Annotated in this window: 12 protein-coding genes and 2 pseudogenes; 4 read left to right on the top strand and 10 right to left on the bottom strand. The window is 67.1% G+C overall.

Annotation, left to right across the window (positions count from 1 at the left end; translation table 11 throughout):
- Nucleotide 1 precedes the first annotated feature (1 nt).
- The 5 genes and pseudogenes from CKW46_RS04610 to CKW46_RS04590 form a co-directional block, all read right to left on the bottom strand.
- Nucleotides 2-1,345: a molybdopterin-dependent oxidoreductase gene (locus CKW46_RS04610; RefSeq protein WP_482052886.1), complete on the bottom strand. Its 1,344-nt coding sequence runs from the start codon at nt 1,343-1,345 to the stop codon at nt 2-4.
- Nucleotides 1,342-2,043, bottom strand: a complete 702-nt coding sequence (locus CKW46_RS04605; protein WP_015354213.1) for a class I SAM-dependent methyltransferase — start codon at nt 2,041-2,043, stop codon at nt 1,342-1,344. The genes CKW46_RS04610 and CKW46_RS04605 overlap by 4 nt, the downstream gene beginning before the upstream one ends.
- A 318-nt stretch (nt 2,044-2,361) precedes the next feature.
- Nucleotides 2,362-3,663 (bottom strand): amidohydrolase family protein, encoded by a 1,302-nt coding sequence (locus CKW46_RS04600; protein ID WP_482052885.1) that lies wholly within the window; start codon nt 3,661-3,663, stop codon nt 2,362-2,364.
- Nucleotides 3,663-4,883 (bottom strand): annotated as a pseudogene (locus CKW46_RS04595) (CoA transferase). Before CKW46_RS04595 ends, CKW46_RS04600 begins: the two are co-directional and overlap by 1 nt.
- 14 nt (nt 4,884-4,897) lie before the next feature.
- Nucleotides 4,898-5,905, bottom strand: a complete 1,008-nt coding sequence (locus CKW46_RS04590; RefSeq protein WP_012392431.1) for a MaoC family dehydratase — start codon at nt 5,903-5,905, stop codon at nt 4,898-4,900.
- Between the two features lie 100 nt (nt 5,906-6,005).
- Between CKW46_RS04590 and CKW46_RS04585 the strand changes: the two are divergent.
- Both CKW46_RS04585 and CKW46_RS04580 read left to right on the top strand, forming a co-directional pair.
- Nucleotides 6,006-7,132, top strand: a pseudogene (locus CKW46_RS04585) (acyl-CoA dehydrogenase family protein).
- A 110-nt stretch (nt 7,133-7,242) separates the two neighbouring features.
- Nucleotides 7,243-7,644, top strand: coding sequence for a CD225/dispanin family protein (locus tag CKW46_RS04580; RefSeq protein ID WP_015354209.1), 402 nt, complete (start codon nt 7,243-7,245; stop codon nt 7,642-7,644).
- A 34-nt stretch (nt 7,645-7,678) separates the two neighbouring features.
- On the opposite strand, the gene CKW46_RS04575 is transcribed toward CKW46_RS04580, so the two are convergent.
- The 5 genes from CKW46_RS04575 to CKW46_RS04555 all read right to left on the bottom strand — a co-directional run bounded on the left by CKW46_RS04575 (nt 7,679) and on the right by CKW46_RS04555 (nt 14,895).
- Nucleotides 7,679-8,647: an enoyl-CoA hydratase/isomerase family protein gene (locus tag CKW46_RS04575; RefSeq protein ID WP_482052884.1), complete on the bottom strand. Its 969-nt coding sequence runs from the start codon at nt 8,645-8,647 to the stop codon at nt 7,679-7,681.
- Between the two features lie 2 nt (nt 8,648-8,649).
- Entirely contained in the window at nt 8,650-10,173 is a 1,524-nt protein-coding gene (gene fadD4, locus CKW46_RS04570) for a fatty-acid--CoA ligase FadD4 (RefSeq protein ID WP_482052883.1), read from the bottom strand.
- Between the two features lie 9 nt (nt 10,174-10,182).
- A complete protein-coding gene (locus tag CKW46_RS04565; RefSeq protein ID WP_015354206.1) occupies nt 10,183-12,012 on the bottom strand; it encodes a phosphoenolpyruvate carboxykinase (GTP) in 1,830 nt (609 codons plus the stop codon).
- A gap of 202 nt (nt 12,013-12,214) precedes the next feature.
- Nucleotides 12,215-13,768 (bottom strand): hypothetical protein, encoded by a 1,554-nt coding sequence (locus CKW46_RS04560; protein ID WP_482053360.1) that lies wholly within the window; start codon nt 13,766-13,768, stop codon nt 12,215-12,217.
- Entirely contained in the window at nt 13,765-14,895 is a 1,131-nt protein-coding gene (locus CKW46_RS04555) for a hypothetical protein (protein ID WP_482052882.1), read from the bottom strand. The genes CKW46_RS04560 and CKW46_RS04555 overlap by 4 nt, the downstream gene beginning before the upstream one ends.
- 144 nt (nt 14,896-15,039) lie before the next feature.
- Between CKW46_RS04555 and trmB the strand changes: the two genes are divergently transcribed.
- Together trmB and CKW46_RS04545 are read left to right on the top strand one after the other, a co-directional pair.
- The gene (trmB, locus tag CKW46_RS04550) at nt 15,040-15,876 is read left to right on the top strand and encodes a tRNA (guanosine(46)-N7)-methyltransferase TrmB (protein WP_174524075.1); all 837 of its coding nucleotides are present in this window, start codon (nt 15,040-15,042) and stop codon (nt 15,874-15,876) included.
- 37 nt (nt 15,877-15,913) lie between these two features.
- On the top strand, nt 15,914-16,651 hold the full coding sequence (locus tag CKW46_RS04545; RefSeq protein WP_482052881.1) for an NYN domain-containing protein: 738 nt from the start codon (nt 15,914-15,916) through the stop codon (nt 16,649-16,651).
- The last annotated feature ends 54 nt before the right edge of the window (nt 16,652-16,705 follow it).

Raw genomic sequence — 16,705 nt, 5'->3', positions numbered from 1 at the left:
CTCAACCAGCCTCGAAATTGATCGAGGCGACCCATTTGGTGTTGTGCACGCCGGGCAATGCGGGAACGATGATCCGCGCCGGATAGCCGTGATCGAGCGGCAGGTCTTCGCCGTTGACCCGCAACGCCAGCAGCGCATCCGAAGCGCCGACCTGATTGCCCTGCAGCGTCGCCTCACCAAAGGCGCCGCCGCGTTGCAGCGACGTCACCCGCGCCGACCGGGGCGCGGCCACTCCGGCCCTGCGGGCCAGCTCCGACAGTCGCACCCCGGTCCAGGTCTGAACCGTCGACCACCCTTCAACACAGGCGATCGGTAGGCGGGCGGTGTGTTGCGGCAATCCGGCCAGGGCGGCGCGGTCCAGCACGACCTCGTTGGGACCGCCACGGAGCACCAGCCGCCACGCCGGCCCCACGGCCTCGGGGGTGATTCCGGCGACCGCCGCGGTCTTGTTGACCGGGAATTCCCGGTTGCCCTGTGCGGGCCGGCCTCTTGGCAGCAGCAGGGCGATGTTGCGCAGTGGCCCGCCCAAGGTTTGGCCGACGGTCAAGACGCCGAGCAGCAGCACACCCGAACCGACCAGGGCCAGCGCTCCGCGCCTGCTCACGGTCGGTTCGGCGGGATCTTCGGACACCAGCCCCGATGCGTCGGGCGGCTCGGGGCGCGTGTCAGTCACATTGGTGCGCAAGACTTCTCGTATCGAGAATGACCGCAGTCCGGTGATCATCTTTGGCATCTTGACCGCGATATGCATGAGGAAACCGGCGATGAAGACCCAGGCACCGAAGTAGTGGCCGTCGTAGAAGCTGAAGCCGAAGATGTAGTCGTACTGGATGTTGAGCACGCCGGTGACAATCTCGAACAGCACCCCACCGACCAGCATCAACAGCGACAGCCGCTCCAGCAGTGTGGCGATCGACCGCGCCGGCGGCCAAACAAACAATTTCGGGATCACCGACCAGAGCTTGGCCAGCACCACCGGGATCAGCACCAGACCCAGTCCTACGTGCAGGCCCTGGGTCAATCGGTACAGCCAAGACGGATGAGCGGGCCAGTCAAAACCTGGCAGGCGCAGCCAGCCGACATCGGCCGGGATCGCCTGCCCGAACTGCGGAGCATAGGCGATATAGGACAGCAATCCGGTAAGGATCACGATCGGCATTGCCACCAACAGCACCAGCCCGAACACCGAGGTCAGCCACGGTCCCCGCAGCGGGCTTCGAAACGCGGCCAATCGCCGCACCCCCGGCGGGTGTCGCTCCAAGGTGCGCCACAGCCGGGCGGGAAACCCGTGGGCCGGCTCCGGTTCCAGCTCCCGCTCGGGGTCGTCTTCAGCCGGGCAGTTCACAGGGCCGCCAGGTTTGCGATCACCCGTCCGCCAAGCATCCTGACGCCGATCAGCGTCAGACCTACCTGTGCGGCCAGCATTGCGGCGCTGTCCACGCCGACCGACGCCCATCGAAACCAGGGCCCGACATCGCGCGCCGACTCCAGACGAACCCAGCGGGAGCAAACCCCGATGGTCTGGGCATCGAATTCGACCACGCACCGCCCGCCGCGGGACAACAACTCGGCGGCCCGGCCCAGGATCCGCAGCGGGTCCCCACCGAGGCCGACATTCCCGTCGACCAACAACACCGTCTGCCAACGCCCCATCCCGGGCAACGGCTCGAAAACATCGCCGAGTATCGCCGGCGCACCGCCGCGACCGGCCAATCGGATCGCGGTCACCGACCGATCGATGCCCAGCGCGGGGATTCCCCGCTGCACCAACCGGGCCACCAGCCGGCCCGGTCCACAGCCCAGCTCGATGGTCGGCCCGCTACACATCTGCGCCACGGCTTCATCGAAGTCCTCGTCGGAGGCGGCGTCTTCGTCGCCGGTGCCGACGTCACCGGAAGAAGAACCCTCGGCCGAAGCGCAACCGCGCTCGGCTGCCCCGGCCCCCAACCAACGGTGAGTCGGCAACGGGCGGAGCTCACCGTCCTCATGGCGGATCCAGCACCGCTCGCCACCTAGCGCCCGCTCGTACAGATGCCCCAGCATTTCACGCCCCTTGCATCGAGCCCGACCAGGCCGGACGTCCACGCCCGGGTAACACGCTGACAGGAACCGCTTGCGCCAGCACTTCCACCGGTACCCCGATCTTTTATCGACTACACCAAGCCTGCAAGAGCTACGTAGACAAGGGGCGGAATGGTTCAGTAAGTAGGCAAATTTGGGCGCAACTCACACTTTTTGGGGCCGAAACCCAAGATCTGCTGACACATCGTTGGCGGTAGGGAAGGAATAATTGCCCGGTCCGTCGGCGACTGCGCCATTGTACCGAACTCTGTGAGCACCGCCAGGCCGGTGCCGGCGGCGCTAGGCTGCATAGGCGACTTCGCCACCGATGATCGTCGCGCTTACCAGGCTGGCGTCCAGCTCGGTCAGTACCACCGCCGGTGTCTGTGCCAGCACGCAGAGGTCCCCGGGCTGACCGGCGGCCACGGCACGCACCCGCCCCGGCTGATCCGGCCGGCCCAAGAACATGGTCAAAGCCGCACGCGCCGTGACGCATTCATCGACGCCCAGAACGACCCCGCGAGGGGTCCTGCGATGCACCGCGGCGTGCATCGCCGCCCACGGGTCGCCGGACCCGAACGGCAGGTCGGTGGACAAGGCCACCGGCACGTTTGCATTCAACAGTGAAGCAACCCGCCACAGCTGCCCGTGCTCGGCGGCGGGGATCTCGTCGAGGTACTGATCGCCGCGCTCGGCAACGAAGTTGGGCTGCGTCACCACCGTCAGCCCGAGCCCGGCCAAGTCGGCCACCAGGTCATCGGGCACCACCGCGGCGTGCTCGATTCGATCATGCGGATGGCGGCCCACGGCGCGCACCGCCGCGATCGTCACGACCAGCTGAGCCGCGGTTACGCAGTGGATGGCAACGGGTTGTCCGGCGCCATGCGAGTCCGTGATCCAGGCCATCAGCGCTTCCAGGTCCAGGTGATCGTGACGCAGGATCTTCTTGCCGGGAGAAAGAAACCGGACCCGCGGACGAAACTCCCCGCGCTGATGCGCAACGGTGAGTGCGGCCATGTCCTCGTCGCTGAGATCCGGTGTGGCATCGGTGACTCCGGTGACCCCGGCCGCGGTGAGCCGGTCACCGAGCGCCGCGAGGTCGGTCTTGCGTCGCGGCAAAGCATCCGACCAGTCGGAGTCGGCGCTGCGCAGGCGGCCGTCGACATGACCGGCCAGCCCGATCCGGTTCAGTGCCGCCGAGTTCAGGATCCACAGCGCCCCGCTGCGATGCTGAACGCGCACGGGAAGGTGCGGCACCAGCGCATCCAGCACGGTCCGGTCCAGTGGTCCGGCAACGGATTCATGATAGCCGACGGCGCGGATCCATCCGTCCGGACCGGGCTGCGCGCTCGAAAGGTGTTGCCGAAATTTCTCTTTGGAATCAACTGTGGGCGGCCCCAGAGTCAGCGAATCCAGGGCGGAGGCGGCCGAGCGCAGGTGCACATGGTGGTCGTGCAGGCCGGGCAGCACGGTTTGGCCGGCGGCGTCGAGCACCCGCTCCCCCGGCCGTGCGACCAACCCCTGACCGACTTCCTGAATGCGGGCACACACCCGGATGTCGGCCGTGGACCCATCCAGCAAGGTGGCTCGCCGAATCAGCACTAGTGCCCGTCCCTTTCGCGGACCAGCCGCCGCACCAGGTCACCGTCGGCCCCCAGCGCGGCGGCGGGTCGCGACGGCGGCGCCGGCGGTTGTGGCGGCAAGGCCCGATGCGTGGCCGCCGCGGCCCCCACGGGCAGTGCGGCATACGTCGCGGCAACGCCGGCCATGGAGACGTCGATGAGCTCACCACCCCCGCGCCGTAGCGATTCGGTGATGGCCCGGGCTGACTCCAGTCCGGCCAGCGGGTCGGCTATGGCATCCGCACAGAACACCGGGCCGTCGGCCGCGACTCCTACCAGGCCACCGGCCACGGCGGCATCATCGCCGAAAGCGGGCCGCCGGGAGTGCTCTCCATATCCGCTGATGCGTAGCCAGATTCGCCCGGGCCGCGCTGCGATGTGCTCCGGGCCGAGCCGGCGTCGCGCCAGGGCAGCGGGACGCGAACCCTCGATCACGATGTCCGCGGCCTCCAACAGCTCGCGCAGCTCTTCCGCATCGTCGTCGAAATCCAGGCAGTAGGAGAGCTTTTGCGCGTTCATCCAGTCGAAGAAGGCGCGGTTGCCGGCGCGTGTGCCGTCCGGCCGGCGCGGGCTTTCGACCTTGACCACGGTAGCTCCCGCCCGGGCCAGCAGCTGACCGCACAACGGGCCCGCCCACATGGACGACAAATCGGCAACGAGCAGACCAGCGGGGTCACGCGCGCGAGCTCGCGCTCCGGCCCGACGGATTCGGGGCGGGGCGGGGTAGGCCTCCCCCAGGGCGGAAGCCGGGATGTCGAGCAATTCGGTTCGTTTGATGATGGCGGACTTGGGACGCGTTGTGGCCCACCTCTGCAGCGATCCCCATGGGTCGTCGGGCACCTCGTCGGCCCGCAGCAGCGCGGGGACCGCATCGACATCGTCCGGGCGCGACAGTGTGATTGCGAATCAGCCGTCGGCGGCCGCGAGCAGCCGGGTGGCGCCGCCCGCCGAGACCCGGCCCCGGCGAGTCAGCCCGAGCAGACCGGCCCGCCCGGTCAGCAAGGTGGCCGCGTCGGCGGCAATCGTTTCGGCGCGTCCCAAAATGTTGGCGCGCGAAAAGTCGGGCGGCCCGCCGGGCAAACCGGTCAGGTAGGCCAGCCCACTACTTCCCCACTTGCTGGCCCAGCGGGATGGCACCGCACTCACACCACCATGTTGCTCGCAGTCCAGGCCGGTGCCACCGGAATCGCCGGTAAACAAGCCCGGGAGTTCAGCTAGTACTGCAGTGCGGTGAACCGCCAGTCCAGCACCTGGCGGTCGGGCTCCGAGTCGCCGACGGCGTAGACCAGCGAACGCAGGCCAAGCACGCCCCCGTTGGCGGTCGGCTCCGCCGACTCGACGTGCAACTCGCTGTAGAGGGTGTCGCCCTCCCGTACCGGCCCGGTGTGGTCGCAGTGCTCCCACCCCAGCACCGTGACCAGGTTGGGCATCAGTCGGCTCGCCTGCGCCAAGGCCAGGCCGATGGTGTGCCCGCCGTAGACCAGCCGCTGCCCAGCCACCCGCGAATCATGATGTGTGGCAGCAATGTTGAGCGTGAGTCGGGCGAGCTCGGGCGCGCTGCTGACCAGATCTCCGGTGCTGTGCATGACCTTGCCCGCAATGCCGGCGTCAAAATGGGGCCCCGGGACCCGGGTGCGGTAGGCCTCGGCATCCCAGTGCGCCGTCGGATCGATCGCGGGTGGCTTCGCGTCGGCGCCGATGCCCGACAGGTCGTCGTCGGCGGCGCCGGCGGGATCCCAGTCCGCGCTGGCCGGCAGCATCGCGCAGCGATAGAAGTCGAGCACCAGTCGATCGGCCTGGTCGATGGTGGTCATCCGCAGCGCGGCCATTCCGGTCGGCGCCCGGCCCGGCTTGGCCGTGTTGGCCCGGAGCGCCACAACCTCGGTGCGGGTGTAGATGGTGTCTCCGATCAGCGGGTACCGATGAAAGGTCAGCCCGCGGTAGAACAGGTTGGCTTTGACCCGCTGGGTGACCAGGGTGGACTGCCCGATCGCCGCGTTGCACACCAACCCCGGATGCGCCAGCGCCGCCGGTGCGCCGGTTACCGCGCCACACAGGCTGCTGTCCAGGGCCAGCCGCAGCCGGTCCCCCAGAATCGCCTGATGGGCGGCCGCCAGGCCGGCCGACAGGGTCAACGCCGGCGCCCAGTCGAACACCTGACCCACGGACAAGTCGTCAAAGTAGGGCCCGCCCTCACGGATGCCCATGTACCCAGTATGCACAACGCCACATGCTGGCAGGCTGTCGAACCGAGGGTCAATACGGAGGGCAATAACGGTGGACAACCAACGGGCAGACAGTCAGCTTGATAAGGACGAGGCGATGCTGGTGGCTACCGTGCGGGCCTTCATCGACCGCGACGTGAGGCCCAGCGTGCGCGAGGTCGAACACGCCAACACCTACCCCCAGGCCTGGATCGAGCAGATGAAACGCATCGGCATCTACGGCCTGGCCATCGGGGAAGCCTACGGCGGATCGCCGGTGTCGATGCCGTGCTACGTCCAGGTCACCCAGGAGCTGGCCCGCGGATGGATGAGCCTGGCCGGCGCCATGGGCGGACACACCGTGGTGGCCAAACTGCTGATGCTCTTTGGCACCGACGAACAAAAATCCACCTACCTGCCAGCCATGCCACCGGCGAGCTGCGCGCCACCATGGCCCTGACCGAACCCGGCGGCGGTTCCGACCTCCAAAACATGTCCACCACCGCGATGGCTGACGGACCCGACCAGCTGCTGATCACCGGCGCCAAGACCTGGATCAGCAACGCCCGCCGCAGCGGGCTGATCGCCCTGTTGTGCAAGACCGATCCCCACGCCACACCCCGCCACCACGGCATCTCGATCGTGCTCGTGGAACCGGGCCCCGGCCTGAACATCTCAGCCGACCTGTCCAAACTGGGATACAAGGGCGTGGAAGCCTGCGAACTGTCCTTCGACAACTACCGGGCACCGACCTCCGCGATATTGGGAGGCCAACCCGGTCAAGGGTTTTCACAGATGATGAAAGGACTCGAAACCGGCCGCATCCAGGTCGCCGCCCGCGCCCTGGGCGTGGCCAGCGCAGCACTCGACGACGCCCTGGCCTACGCCCAGCAACGCCACAGCTTCGGCCAACCGATCTGGAAACACCAAGCCATCGGAAACTACTTGGCCGACATGGCAACCAAACTCACCGCCGCCCGCCAACTCACCCACTACGCCGCCCAACGCTACGACAGCGGCCAGCGATGCGACATGGAGGCCGGCATGGCCAAACTCTTCGCCTCCGAAACCGCCATGGAAATCGCGCTCAACGCCGTCCGAATCCACGGCGGCTACGGCTATTCCACCGAATACGACGTCGAACGCTACTTCCGCGACGCACCCCTGATGATCGTCGGCGAAGGCACCAACGAAATCCAGCGCAACGTGATCGCCAGACAACTGATAGCCCGCGGCGGAATCTAACCGCCACCGCAGCGCCCGTGCGGTATATTTGCTGCCTGACTTCGCCCACCAGCAAAGCGGCGCGGCACAACACTGTTGGACCACAGGTAACCCGAGGGAAGGCAGCCGCCATGAGTTATCCGCCAGGGCCCTACGGAGGTTCCCCAGAGTCGCAGAGTCAGCAGCCGGGCTGGCAGCCACCGCAACCCGGCTGGCCGGCCCAGCAGCCGGGCTACGCACCGGAGCCGGACAATTACCTCATCTGGGCGATCTTGACCACGCTGTTTTGTTGCCTGCCCCTTGGGATCGTCTCGATCGTCTACTCCTCCAAGGTTTCCGGCTTGTGGGCGCAAGGGCGCTACGCCGAGGCGCAGGCTGCCTCCGCCAGCGCCAAGAAGTGGGCCATCATCAGCGCAATCGGCGGAGTGGTGGTCGCGGTGGCCTTTGCGGTGATTTACATCGCCCTTATCCTGGTGGCGGTTTCGGTGGACCACAACACTCCCTCCACCATCACCACGTATTCCGACTTCTGATCAACACGGCTAGGCGGCAGCCACCTTTGGTGGGCTAGTCGCCGGTGACCGCGATCGAGTCGACCAACCCCCAGTCCCGTGCGGTGCCGGCGTCAATGGTTCGCCCGGAAAGCACCAGATATGCGGTGCGCCAGCGTCCGATTCGACGCGTCACGCTGACGGTGCCGCCGGCACCGGGGATCAGTCCCAGACTCAGTTCCGGTAGGCCGAATACCGAATCCGGATGCGCCTGCACCCACCCACAGAACCCGGCCATTTCCAGGCCACTACCCAGCACCCGGCCATGCACTTCGGCGCGACAGGCCCGGCCCAGCCGGGCGGTGAGCGCAGCCAGCGCCAGCGCCGGGCTGTGCCTGGTGCGCGCCAGATCAGCGCTGGCGGGATCGGCGAAGGTACCGAACTCGGCCAGATCGCCGCCACTACAGAACGATGGACCGTTGCCGCTCAACACGATCCCGCTCACCGAGGGGTCCAGCTGGGCTACGGTCAGCGCTTCCAGCAGCGCGGCCCGCGCATCGCCGGAAAATGCGTTGTGCCGTTGGGGCCGATTGAATCTGATTCTCAGGGTGTCATCGTCGCGCTCGGTCTGCACGGGATCGGCGATGTCGGGCAGGTCAGCGGGTCCGCGTTCGTCGAGCCAGCGAGCGAACTCCGGCCCGGCCTGCAATGTCGAATAGGCCAGCGATTCGGTCAGCACGCCGGCCAGTGTCGGGCCATCGGGATCTATCGTGCGCAGCACGTCGTCGCAGACGGCGCTGGCCTGCGGCCACCGTTGGCACCGCTGCCTTAGCTCGGCCAGAGTCTGTGACACCGACTCCACGGTGATCACCTTGCGGTCGGCACACGGGCCTTCGGCCAAGGTGAAAGTTGCCGCACTCAACCATGGTTCGGCTTCGGCGAGCTCGCTGGCCCAGCCGTGCGCCACGGTCACCCCCGGAGCCGAGATTTCGCCTGCAGCACGGGTGGCATCCGGGGCACGTGAGAGGTCAACCACACCGAACATGGTTATCCCGAATACTTTTCGATCAGTCCGTTCTTGTAGAGCTTGCCGGTGTCGGTGCGGGGCAGCTGCGCCTCGAAGGCAACCGATCGCGGATACTTGAAGTGCGACAGACGATCTCGCAGCCATTCCATGAGTTCGTCACCGAACTGGCTGGTCGCATCGGTCGGTTCGACGGTCTGCACGACGGCCATCACGCGCTGGCCCATCTCGTCGTCGGGTACGCCGAACACCGCCGCATCCATGACCTTGGGATGGGTCACCAAGATGTTTTCGGCTTCCTGCGGGTAGATGTTGACCCCGCCGGAGATGATCATGTGGTGGCGGCGATCGGTCAGGAACAGGTACCCCTGGTCATCCAGGTAGCCGACGTCGCCCACCGTCACCCAACCATGCTTGTCGCGGGAGGCGGCGGTTTTCGACGGATCGTTGAGGTACTCGAAGGAATAGCCGCCTTCGAAGTAGATTTCGCTGGCCTGGCCCGGCGGCAGCTCGACGCCGTCGGCGCCGAGGATGTGCACGCCGCCTTGCATGGGTTTGCCGACCGAACCCGGGTGCTCGAGCCAGTCTTCGGCGGTGATCAATGTCGAGCCGATCGCCTCCGAAGAGGCGTAGTACTCGTCGATGATCGGCCCCCACCAGTCCATCATCTGTTTCTTGATCTCAACAGGACACGGGGCGGCGGCGTGCATGACTCGCTTCAGACTGGATACGTCATACGAATTACGAATGCTCTCAGGAAGTTTCAGCATCCGAGTGAACATGGCCGGCACAAACTGTGCGTGCGTTACCCGGTGGCGCTGGATCGCCTCGAGCGCCCCCTCGGGGTCGAACTTCTCCAGCACGACCGTGGTGATTCCGCCGGCCTGCGCACTCATCGACCACACCGACGGCGCGGTGTGATAGAGCGGCGCCGGGCTCAGATAGATCGAGTCGGCGTCCATCCAATAGCCAACCAGGGCCGACATCATCCCGGGCGCAGCATCCGGGGCAACGTGGAGTAGTTCGCGCTTGATTCCCTTGGGCCGTCCGGTGGTTCCCGACGAATACTGCAGCAGGTCACCCTCGAGCTCGTCGTCGATCGCAGTGTCGGGTTGATCGGCCACGCATTGCGGATAGGGCTCCCAGCCGGCCAGGCAGCCTTCGGGCCCGGCCAGGATCAGCAGCTCGGGCGGGCCCGCCCGAAGATGTTCGCCCAGACCGGCACAGGTATCGCGCAGCGCCGCCGAACCGACGATGGCCTTGGCACCGCTGTTCTCGATGATGTAGGCGGCTTCGGCCGCGGTCAGATGGGTATTGATGGGTACGTAATACAACCCGCTACGTCGAGCCGCCCACATGACCGCGTGGATGTGCTCGTTGTTTTCCATCAGGATGGCCACGGCGTCGCCCTCGCGCAGTCCCGCGCGGCGAAACCGATGCGCCAGCCGGTTGGCCCGCGCTTCCAGTTCGTCGAAACTGACTACCGTCCCCGACGAATGCAGAATGACTGCAGGCTTATCCGCCCCGACGTGCTGGCGAATCTGCATGCTGCGACGTCATTCGGCGTCGCGCAGCCGCTCCTTGAGCGCGTCGAACTCGTCCTTGATGCCGGTCGGCAGCTTCTCACCGATGAACTGCAACCACTCCTCGATAAGAGGGAGCTCTTCGCGCCACTCTTGGGCGTTGACCGCGAGCGCTTCACTCACGTCGGCGGGGTTGGCGTCCAGCCCCTCCAGGTCCAGGTCCTCGACGGTGGGAACGGTACCGATCGGTGTGGTCTTACCGCCGGCCTTGTGCTCGATGCGATCGACGATCCACTTCATCACGCGGCTGTTCTCGCCGAAGCCGGGCCACAGGAAGCGGTGGTCTTCGCCACGACGGAACCAGTTGACGAAGAAGACCTGCGGCAACTTGGACTCGTCGGAGTTCTTGCCGATGTCGATCCAGTGCTGGACGTAGTCGCCGACGTTGTAGCCCATGAACGGCAGCATGGCCATGGGGTCGCGCCGCACGTTGCCGACCTTGCCCTCGGCGGCGGCGGTCTGCTCGCTGCCCAGGGTGGCGCCGATGAACACACCGTGCTGCCAATCGCGTGCCTGGGTGACCAACGGAACGGTGGTCTTGCGGCGGCCGCCGAACAGGATGGCCGAAATCGGCACGCCCTGGGGGTCATCCCACTCGGGGGCCAGGATCGGGCATTGCGACATCGGGGTGCAGTACCGCGAGTTCGGGTGCGCGGCCGTGGTCTCGGTCTCGCGGAAGTACCATTCGTTGCCCTTCCAGTCGACCAGGTGCTGGGGGTCGCCCTCCAGACCTTCCCACCAGACCTCGCCGTCGTCGGTCAGCGCGACGTTGGTGAACACCGTGTTGCCCGCGGCGATGGTGCGCATGGCGTTGGGGTTGGACTTCCAGTTGGTGCCCGGGGCCACCCCGAAGAAACCGAACTCCGGGTTCACCGCGTACAAGCGGCCGTCCTTGCCGAACCGCATCCAGGCGATGTCGTCGCCGAGGGTTTCGGCGCGCCAGCCCGGGATGGTGGGCTGCAGCATCGCCAGGTTGGTCTTGCCGCAGGCCGACGGGAACGCCGCCGCAATGTAGTACGCCTTGTTCTCGGGCGAAATCAGCTTGAGGATCAGCATGTGCTCGGCCAGCCAGCCCTCGTCACGAGCCATCGCCGAGGCGATCCGCAGTGAGTAGCACTTCTTGCCCAGCAGCGCGTTACCGCCGTAGCCGGAGCCGTAGCTCCAGATTTCCCGGGTCTCGGGGAAGTGGGTGATGTACTTGGTGTCGCTGCAGGGCCACGGCACGTCCGCCTGACCGTCTTCCAGCGGCGCGCCGACCGAGTGCAGTGCCTTGACGAAAAAGCCGTCCTGACCCATCTTCTCCAGCGCGGCGGTGCCCATGCGGGTCATCACCTTCATCGAAACCACGACGTATTCGGAGTCGGTGATCTCCACCCCGAGCTTGGGGTCCTCCACACCCAGCGGACCCATGCAGAACGGCACCACGTACATGGTGCGGCCACGCATGCAACCGCGGTACAGGTCGGTCATGAGCGTGCGCATCTCGCTCGGGTCCATCCAGTTGTTGGTGGGGCCGGCGTCGATCTCGCGCTCGGAACAGATGAAGGTGCGTGATTCCACCCGCGCGACGTCGGAGGGATCAGACAAAGCTAGGTAGGAGTTCGGGAATTTCTCGTCGTTGAGCCGGGTGAAGGTACCGGCGTCGACCAGTTGCGCGGAGAGCCGATGAAACTCCTCGTCGGAACCGTCAGCGAAAACAACCCGGTCGGGCTGGGTCAGTTCGGCGACCTCCTGCACCCAGGACAGCAGCCCCTGGTGATTAGTCGGCGCGGTGTCCAGACCGGGGATGGTCGCTGAGGTCATCGAACTCTCCTGGATTCTGTTACTTCGGTTCTTTGGTTTACTTACTTGCCATCGACTTCTTGGGATGCGATAGGTCTGCTCAAGCTTTTGCCGGCACGACTTTCGACCCGGTAGTGCTTTCATACAGGTTATCGCGCATCACTTGTGGGGGAAGCCGTGGGCGAGTATAAGCCTCCTCACAAGACCGATTCAGAAAGCCTCACTAACTCCCGAAATCGCGGCCATTTGCCTCAGAATGTCGCGGAAGCCCGGCCCCACCACCGGCCGTGGCGGTTCCCGGCGTAGCGGTACCCGATGATGTACCCGATTCGCCCAGTTCCGCACACACCGCCTCGAGCGCGGCCCGGATTGTCGGCATCTCGCGGTCGCGTCGCGCGGCGGCACGAGCCGCCGCCCTGGCATGCTCACGCAACTCGCTGTCGATGGCGCTGACCTGCGCGGCCGCCCGCGCGTTCGCGGCCTCGTCGCTGCCCCAGAGTGCGGTGGCCAACAGTGTTTCGGCGGCAAGCACCCGGCTGGCGACCAGTTGCTCCAGCGTGCAGCCCAGCGACGACAACACGTCAGCGGTCCAGCGTTCCAACACCGCACGGTCGGCGAGCAGGGCGCGGGTGCGCACCACCCATAGGGCCACGGCCAGGCCCACCACGACACACACGAGGATTCCGGCCAGGGTCAGCCCCAGATCCAGGCCCGGAGCCAACCCGGCCAGCAGCCGGCTCAGCGTGAGCGCCACACCGAGTCCAAAACCGACACCCAAGACCATCATCAACCGCGTTTCCAGCCGCCGCGACGCCAACGGCGGGGCGGGCATCGCAACGGCCGGCAGCGGGTCGGCAGGCGGGAAGTCCACCGGCAAACTCATCTCTCGCGAGACGTCGACAAGCTGGGCGGTGATGCCATCGCCCACCTCGGTGACAATCTCGTCGATCCGGCCCCGGGCATAGCTCTGGAAATCGGCCAGCCGCCGCCGGGCCAGCCCCGCGATGTCCTCCTGCAGTTCGGTGCGCACCGACGCACAGCGGCTGCGCGCGAAATAGCACAACTGGACCCGCGCCTGCTGGATCTGACCGCGCAGCGCGATGGTGCGCCCGGTCCGGTCCTGACGCCGCCGCTGCAGGACAGAGCCGCGCTCTTCCCGCAATCCGTCCACGCGCGCCCGCCTGCCGGCACCCGCGGCGTCGCGGTTGAAGCGCTGCCCGGCCAGCAGCAGCCCGGCGTGCCAGGCGCGCAGCCTGTTGCGCCGGGCGATATCGGGGGCCGCCAGCTCGGTTCGCACGGTCGCCACCAGGTCGTCCACTCCCGGTGGGCCCAGCTGTGGCGCGGCGGCGACGCCCACCCAGGGCACCGCGCCGTAGCGCGGCGCGTGGGCGGCGAGCTTGGCGCGGTTCGCCGCCAGCACCTCCCGCCAGGTGCGGTGCAGGTCGATCTTCGTCACCGCGGCGATCACCACATCGGTGTGACCGGCGGCGGCATCCAGCAATGCGCAGTCGGATTCGGTCATCGGAGTCGCCGCGGACACCACGAACACCACCACTGGCGGCACAGCACCGGCTCCCAGCCGCGGCGATTCAACAAATCTGTGCTGTGGCAACCGCCGCCGCAATGCCGTGATCACACTGCTCGTCCCGGCCAGCCACGGACCGGTCACCAGCACCACATCGCGCCGGTTGATCGACGGCGCACCCAGCTTCGGCCCGATCGCTAGGACCAGCTCGTCAACCCGGGCCACCGCCTCGTGGTGGGCGCTGCCGATCACCGCGGCCGCCCGCCCTCCGGCGGACCCGCGCACGCCAGCGATCCCGCGGCCCGGGACCAGAGCCGCAGCGATCCCCTGACGATGTCGGCACCGCACCAACGCCGTAGGTCACTGTCCGGGCTCTCAGCGGCGGGGCCGCGCTGAGACCGGTGGCGCCGCCAGCGCAGCGCCCGCTGCAGCTGGGCGCCCGGATCGTCAGGGGGCACGGCCGCACCAAAGGGGTCGAGCCCCCACGTGGACGCCGCATCCAGGGCGGCCGACATGCGGGCCAGCACGGCGGCCTCACCGGCCAGGAACTCGCTGACTTGCTCGTCCGCCACGGCCAGGACCTCGAGTGCGGCGACTGCCTCGAGTACCCGGCCGTAGCGCACACCGGCACCGGCGGCGACCGCGTTCGCGACGACGGCATCGATTCCGCTGATCTTGCGCAACAACGCCCGTACCTGCGTCCGGGCCGCACCGCGCCGCAACGCTTCGATGGCGATCGCGACCCCGAACAGATCGAGTGACTCCAGCAATCGCAGCCGTTGCCCGGTGGGCACCCCAAGATCCGCGGACAGAAAGCCGGCATGGGAGCCATCGAGGGCGGCACCGGCCGCTGGATGGGCGGCCAGCGCGCGCAAGGCGCACCAGGACCGCTCATCGAGATCGTCGAGCGCGGCCACTGCCAACAGTGCGCTGATCGGCTCCACCGGCACGCCGGCCAGCGTCGACAAGAGCTCGCACCGCTGCAGCGCCCCGGCCATCGGCCCGGCACCCGCGAATCCGACGACATCGGTCTTGTCGGCCATGGTCAGGACCGCAAGCACCGGACGCTCGGTCGGCTCGAGCACGGCGATCCCTGCGCGATCCTCGGGCTTGACCACTTCGGCAAGGGCGTAGACCACCACGTCGGCGGGGTCGCCGCCGGACGTCGCAGACAGCCCCGCTGCGCTTCCCGCGCCGTCCAATGCCCGCGCCAGCGTGTTGCGGCCGACCCCGCGTCGTCCCCGCACGGCCACCCGTAAAGGTCGCGCGGCCCGCTCCGTGATCGCGCGAATACGCTGGTCAGCGGTGCTGGCGGCGAGACAGGTGAGCTCATCGACAAAAGCTTGATGCCCCGTCTGCATCGCAACCATCACCCCCATGGCATCCTCCTCGCGGCCACTCGCATGGTGACAGTTGCGGCGCGACGGCGCGAGTCACAACTAGTTAGAGATGTGCCGGCCGCTACCACCCGAAGACAACTGTTGGGTATCAATCTGGACCAGGAGCGGCTACGGCCGGGCTTCATGCGCCACGATGGACCAATGCATGTCCAGCCCGGGGTGGGGCTCCAGTCCGACACGTCGTCTTCGACCGGCACGGGGTCAGGCCCGGCGGACGAGCCAGAGGCCGAGAAGAGCGCGTGGGGCTATCTTCCCCCGACCGCCTTTCGTTCGCGCCATTCGGCACTGTCGAGCATCCAGCAGCAGACCTGGGAGCGGCGATGGCCGCAGCTGGGCCGGCAGGCAACGGCACACTCCCAGCCATCGGCACGCGGCCATGAGCCCATCGACCCCATCGACGCCCGGGCCTGGTTCGGCCGGGAGGCACCGGTGGTGCTGGAAATCGGCTGCGGCAGCGGCACCTCGACGCTGGCGATGGCGCAGGCCGAGCCCAACGTCGATGTGATCGCGGTGGAGGTCTATCGCCGGGGGCTGGCGCAACTGCTCTGCGCGATCGACCGGGCGGACCTGCAGCGAATCAACATCCGGTTGATCCGCGGTAACGGGATCGACGTGCTGCGCGATCTGATCGCCCCGGAATCCTTGACCGGAGTGCGCGTCTTCTTCCCCGATCCCTGGCCCAAGGCGCGCCATCACAAGCGCCGGCTGATACAGCCCAGCACGGTTGCCCTGATCGCCGACCGGCTACTCCCTGGAGGTGTTTTTCACGCGGCAACCGACCATCCCGGCTACGCCGAGCACATCATCGCCGCCGGCGATGCCGAGCCAGCGCTGGCACGAGTGGATCCGGGCGTCGATTCGCTTCCCGTCTCGGTGGTCCGTCCGACCACCAAGTACGAGATGAAAGCCCATAACGCGGGCAGCAGCATTAACGAGTTGATATGGAAAAAGCAGCGTTAGACGTGGCCGATAGGGAAACCTGAAATTAGATGAGCAAATGAGCCTGACCGAAGATGTGACCACACAAGGGTCCGATCCTGTGGCGGAGCCGCCGATGGTGGCCGGAGATTTGTCGCGCGACGGCCTGTCCGGCTCCGCGGCGCCGGCGGGCCGGGTCCTGTTGGTGTGGGATGCCCCGAACCTGGACATGGGGCTGGGTTCCATCCTCGGGCGACGGCCGACTGCGCTGGAAAGACCCCGGTTCGACGCACTCGGGCGCTGGTTGTTGGCCCGCACGACGCAGGTGTCCGCCACGGCACCGGACGGCCCGGACGTCAGGGTCGAACCCGAAGCAACCGTCTTCACCAATATCGCGCCCGGGAGCGCCGAAGTGGTTCGCCCATGGGTGGACGCGCTACGCAACGTCGGATTCGCGGTCTTCGCCAAGCCCAAGATCGACGAGGACAGCGACGTCGACCGTGACATGCTCGAGCACATCGATCAGCGGTACCGGAAGGGACTCGCGGCGCTGGTAGTTGCCTCCGCGGATGGCCAGGCATTCCGGCAGCCGCTGGAAAAGATTTCGCGAGCCGGAACCCCTGTTCAGGTGCTCGGATTTCGTGAACACGCCAGTTGGGCGCTAGCGTCGGATACCTTAGAGTTTGTCGACCTGGAGGACATTGCTGGTGTTTTCCGCGAGCCGCTCCCGCGAATCGGCCTCGATTCGCTGCCTGAGCAGGGAGCTTGGCTGCAGCCGTTCCGGCCGCTGTCCTCGCTGCTGAACTCGCGGGCGTGAGAATCGCGTGTGTGTGAAAAGGCCACGTCTCACCGACAATCGAAAAGCGCTGCG

The sequence above is a fragment of the Mycobacterium liflandii genome (assembly GCF_022354805.1).
Classification (GTDB): Bacteria; Actinomycetota; Actinomycetes; order Mycobacteriales; family Mycobacteriaceae; genus Mycobacterium; species Mycobacterium marinum.
The sequence above is the reverse complement of the archived record's forward strand: the minus strand, read 5'-3'. Positions and strand labels throughout refer to the sequence as shown.

What these genes read in the sequence shown, in the direction of transcription:
- CKW46_RS04605 (WP_015354213.1), bottom strand. Translation starts at nt 2,043, where the DNA reads ATGCTGGGGCATCTGTACGAGCGGGCGCTAGGTGGCGAGCGGTGCTGG.
- CKW46_RS04580 (WP_015354209.1), top strand. Translation starts at nt 7,243, where the DNA reads ATGAGTTATCCGCCAGGGCCCTACGGAGGTTCCCCAGAGTCGCAGAGT.
- CKW46_RS04575 (WP_482052884.1), bottom strand. Translation starts at nt 8,647, where the DNA reads ATGTTCGGTGTGGTTGACCTCTCACGTGCCCCGGATGCCACCCGTGCT.
- fadD4 (WP_482052883.1), bottom strand. Translation starts at nt 10,173, where the DNA reads ATGCAGATTCGCCAGCACGTCGGGGCGGATAAGCCTGCAGTCATTCTG.
- CKW46_RS04565 (WP_015354206.1), bottom strand. Translation starts at nt 12,012, where the DNA reads ATGACCTCAGCGACCATCCCCGGTCTGGACACCGCGCCGACTAATCAC.
- CKW46_RS04555 (WP_482052882.1), bottom strand. Translation starts at nt 14,895, where the DNA reads ATGGGGGTGATGGTTGCGATGCAGACGGGGCATCAAGCTTTTGTCGAT.
- trmB (WP_174524075.1), top strand. Translation starts at nt 15,040, where the DNA reads ATGCGCCACGATGGACCAATGCATGTCCAGCCCGGGGTGGGGCTCCAG.
- CKW46_RS04545 (WP_482052881.1), top strand. Translation starts at nt 15,914, where the DNA reads ATGAGCCTGACCGAAGATGTGACCACACAAGGGTCCGATCCTGTGGCG.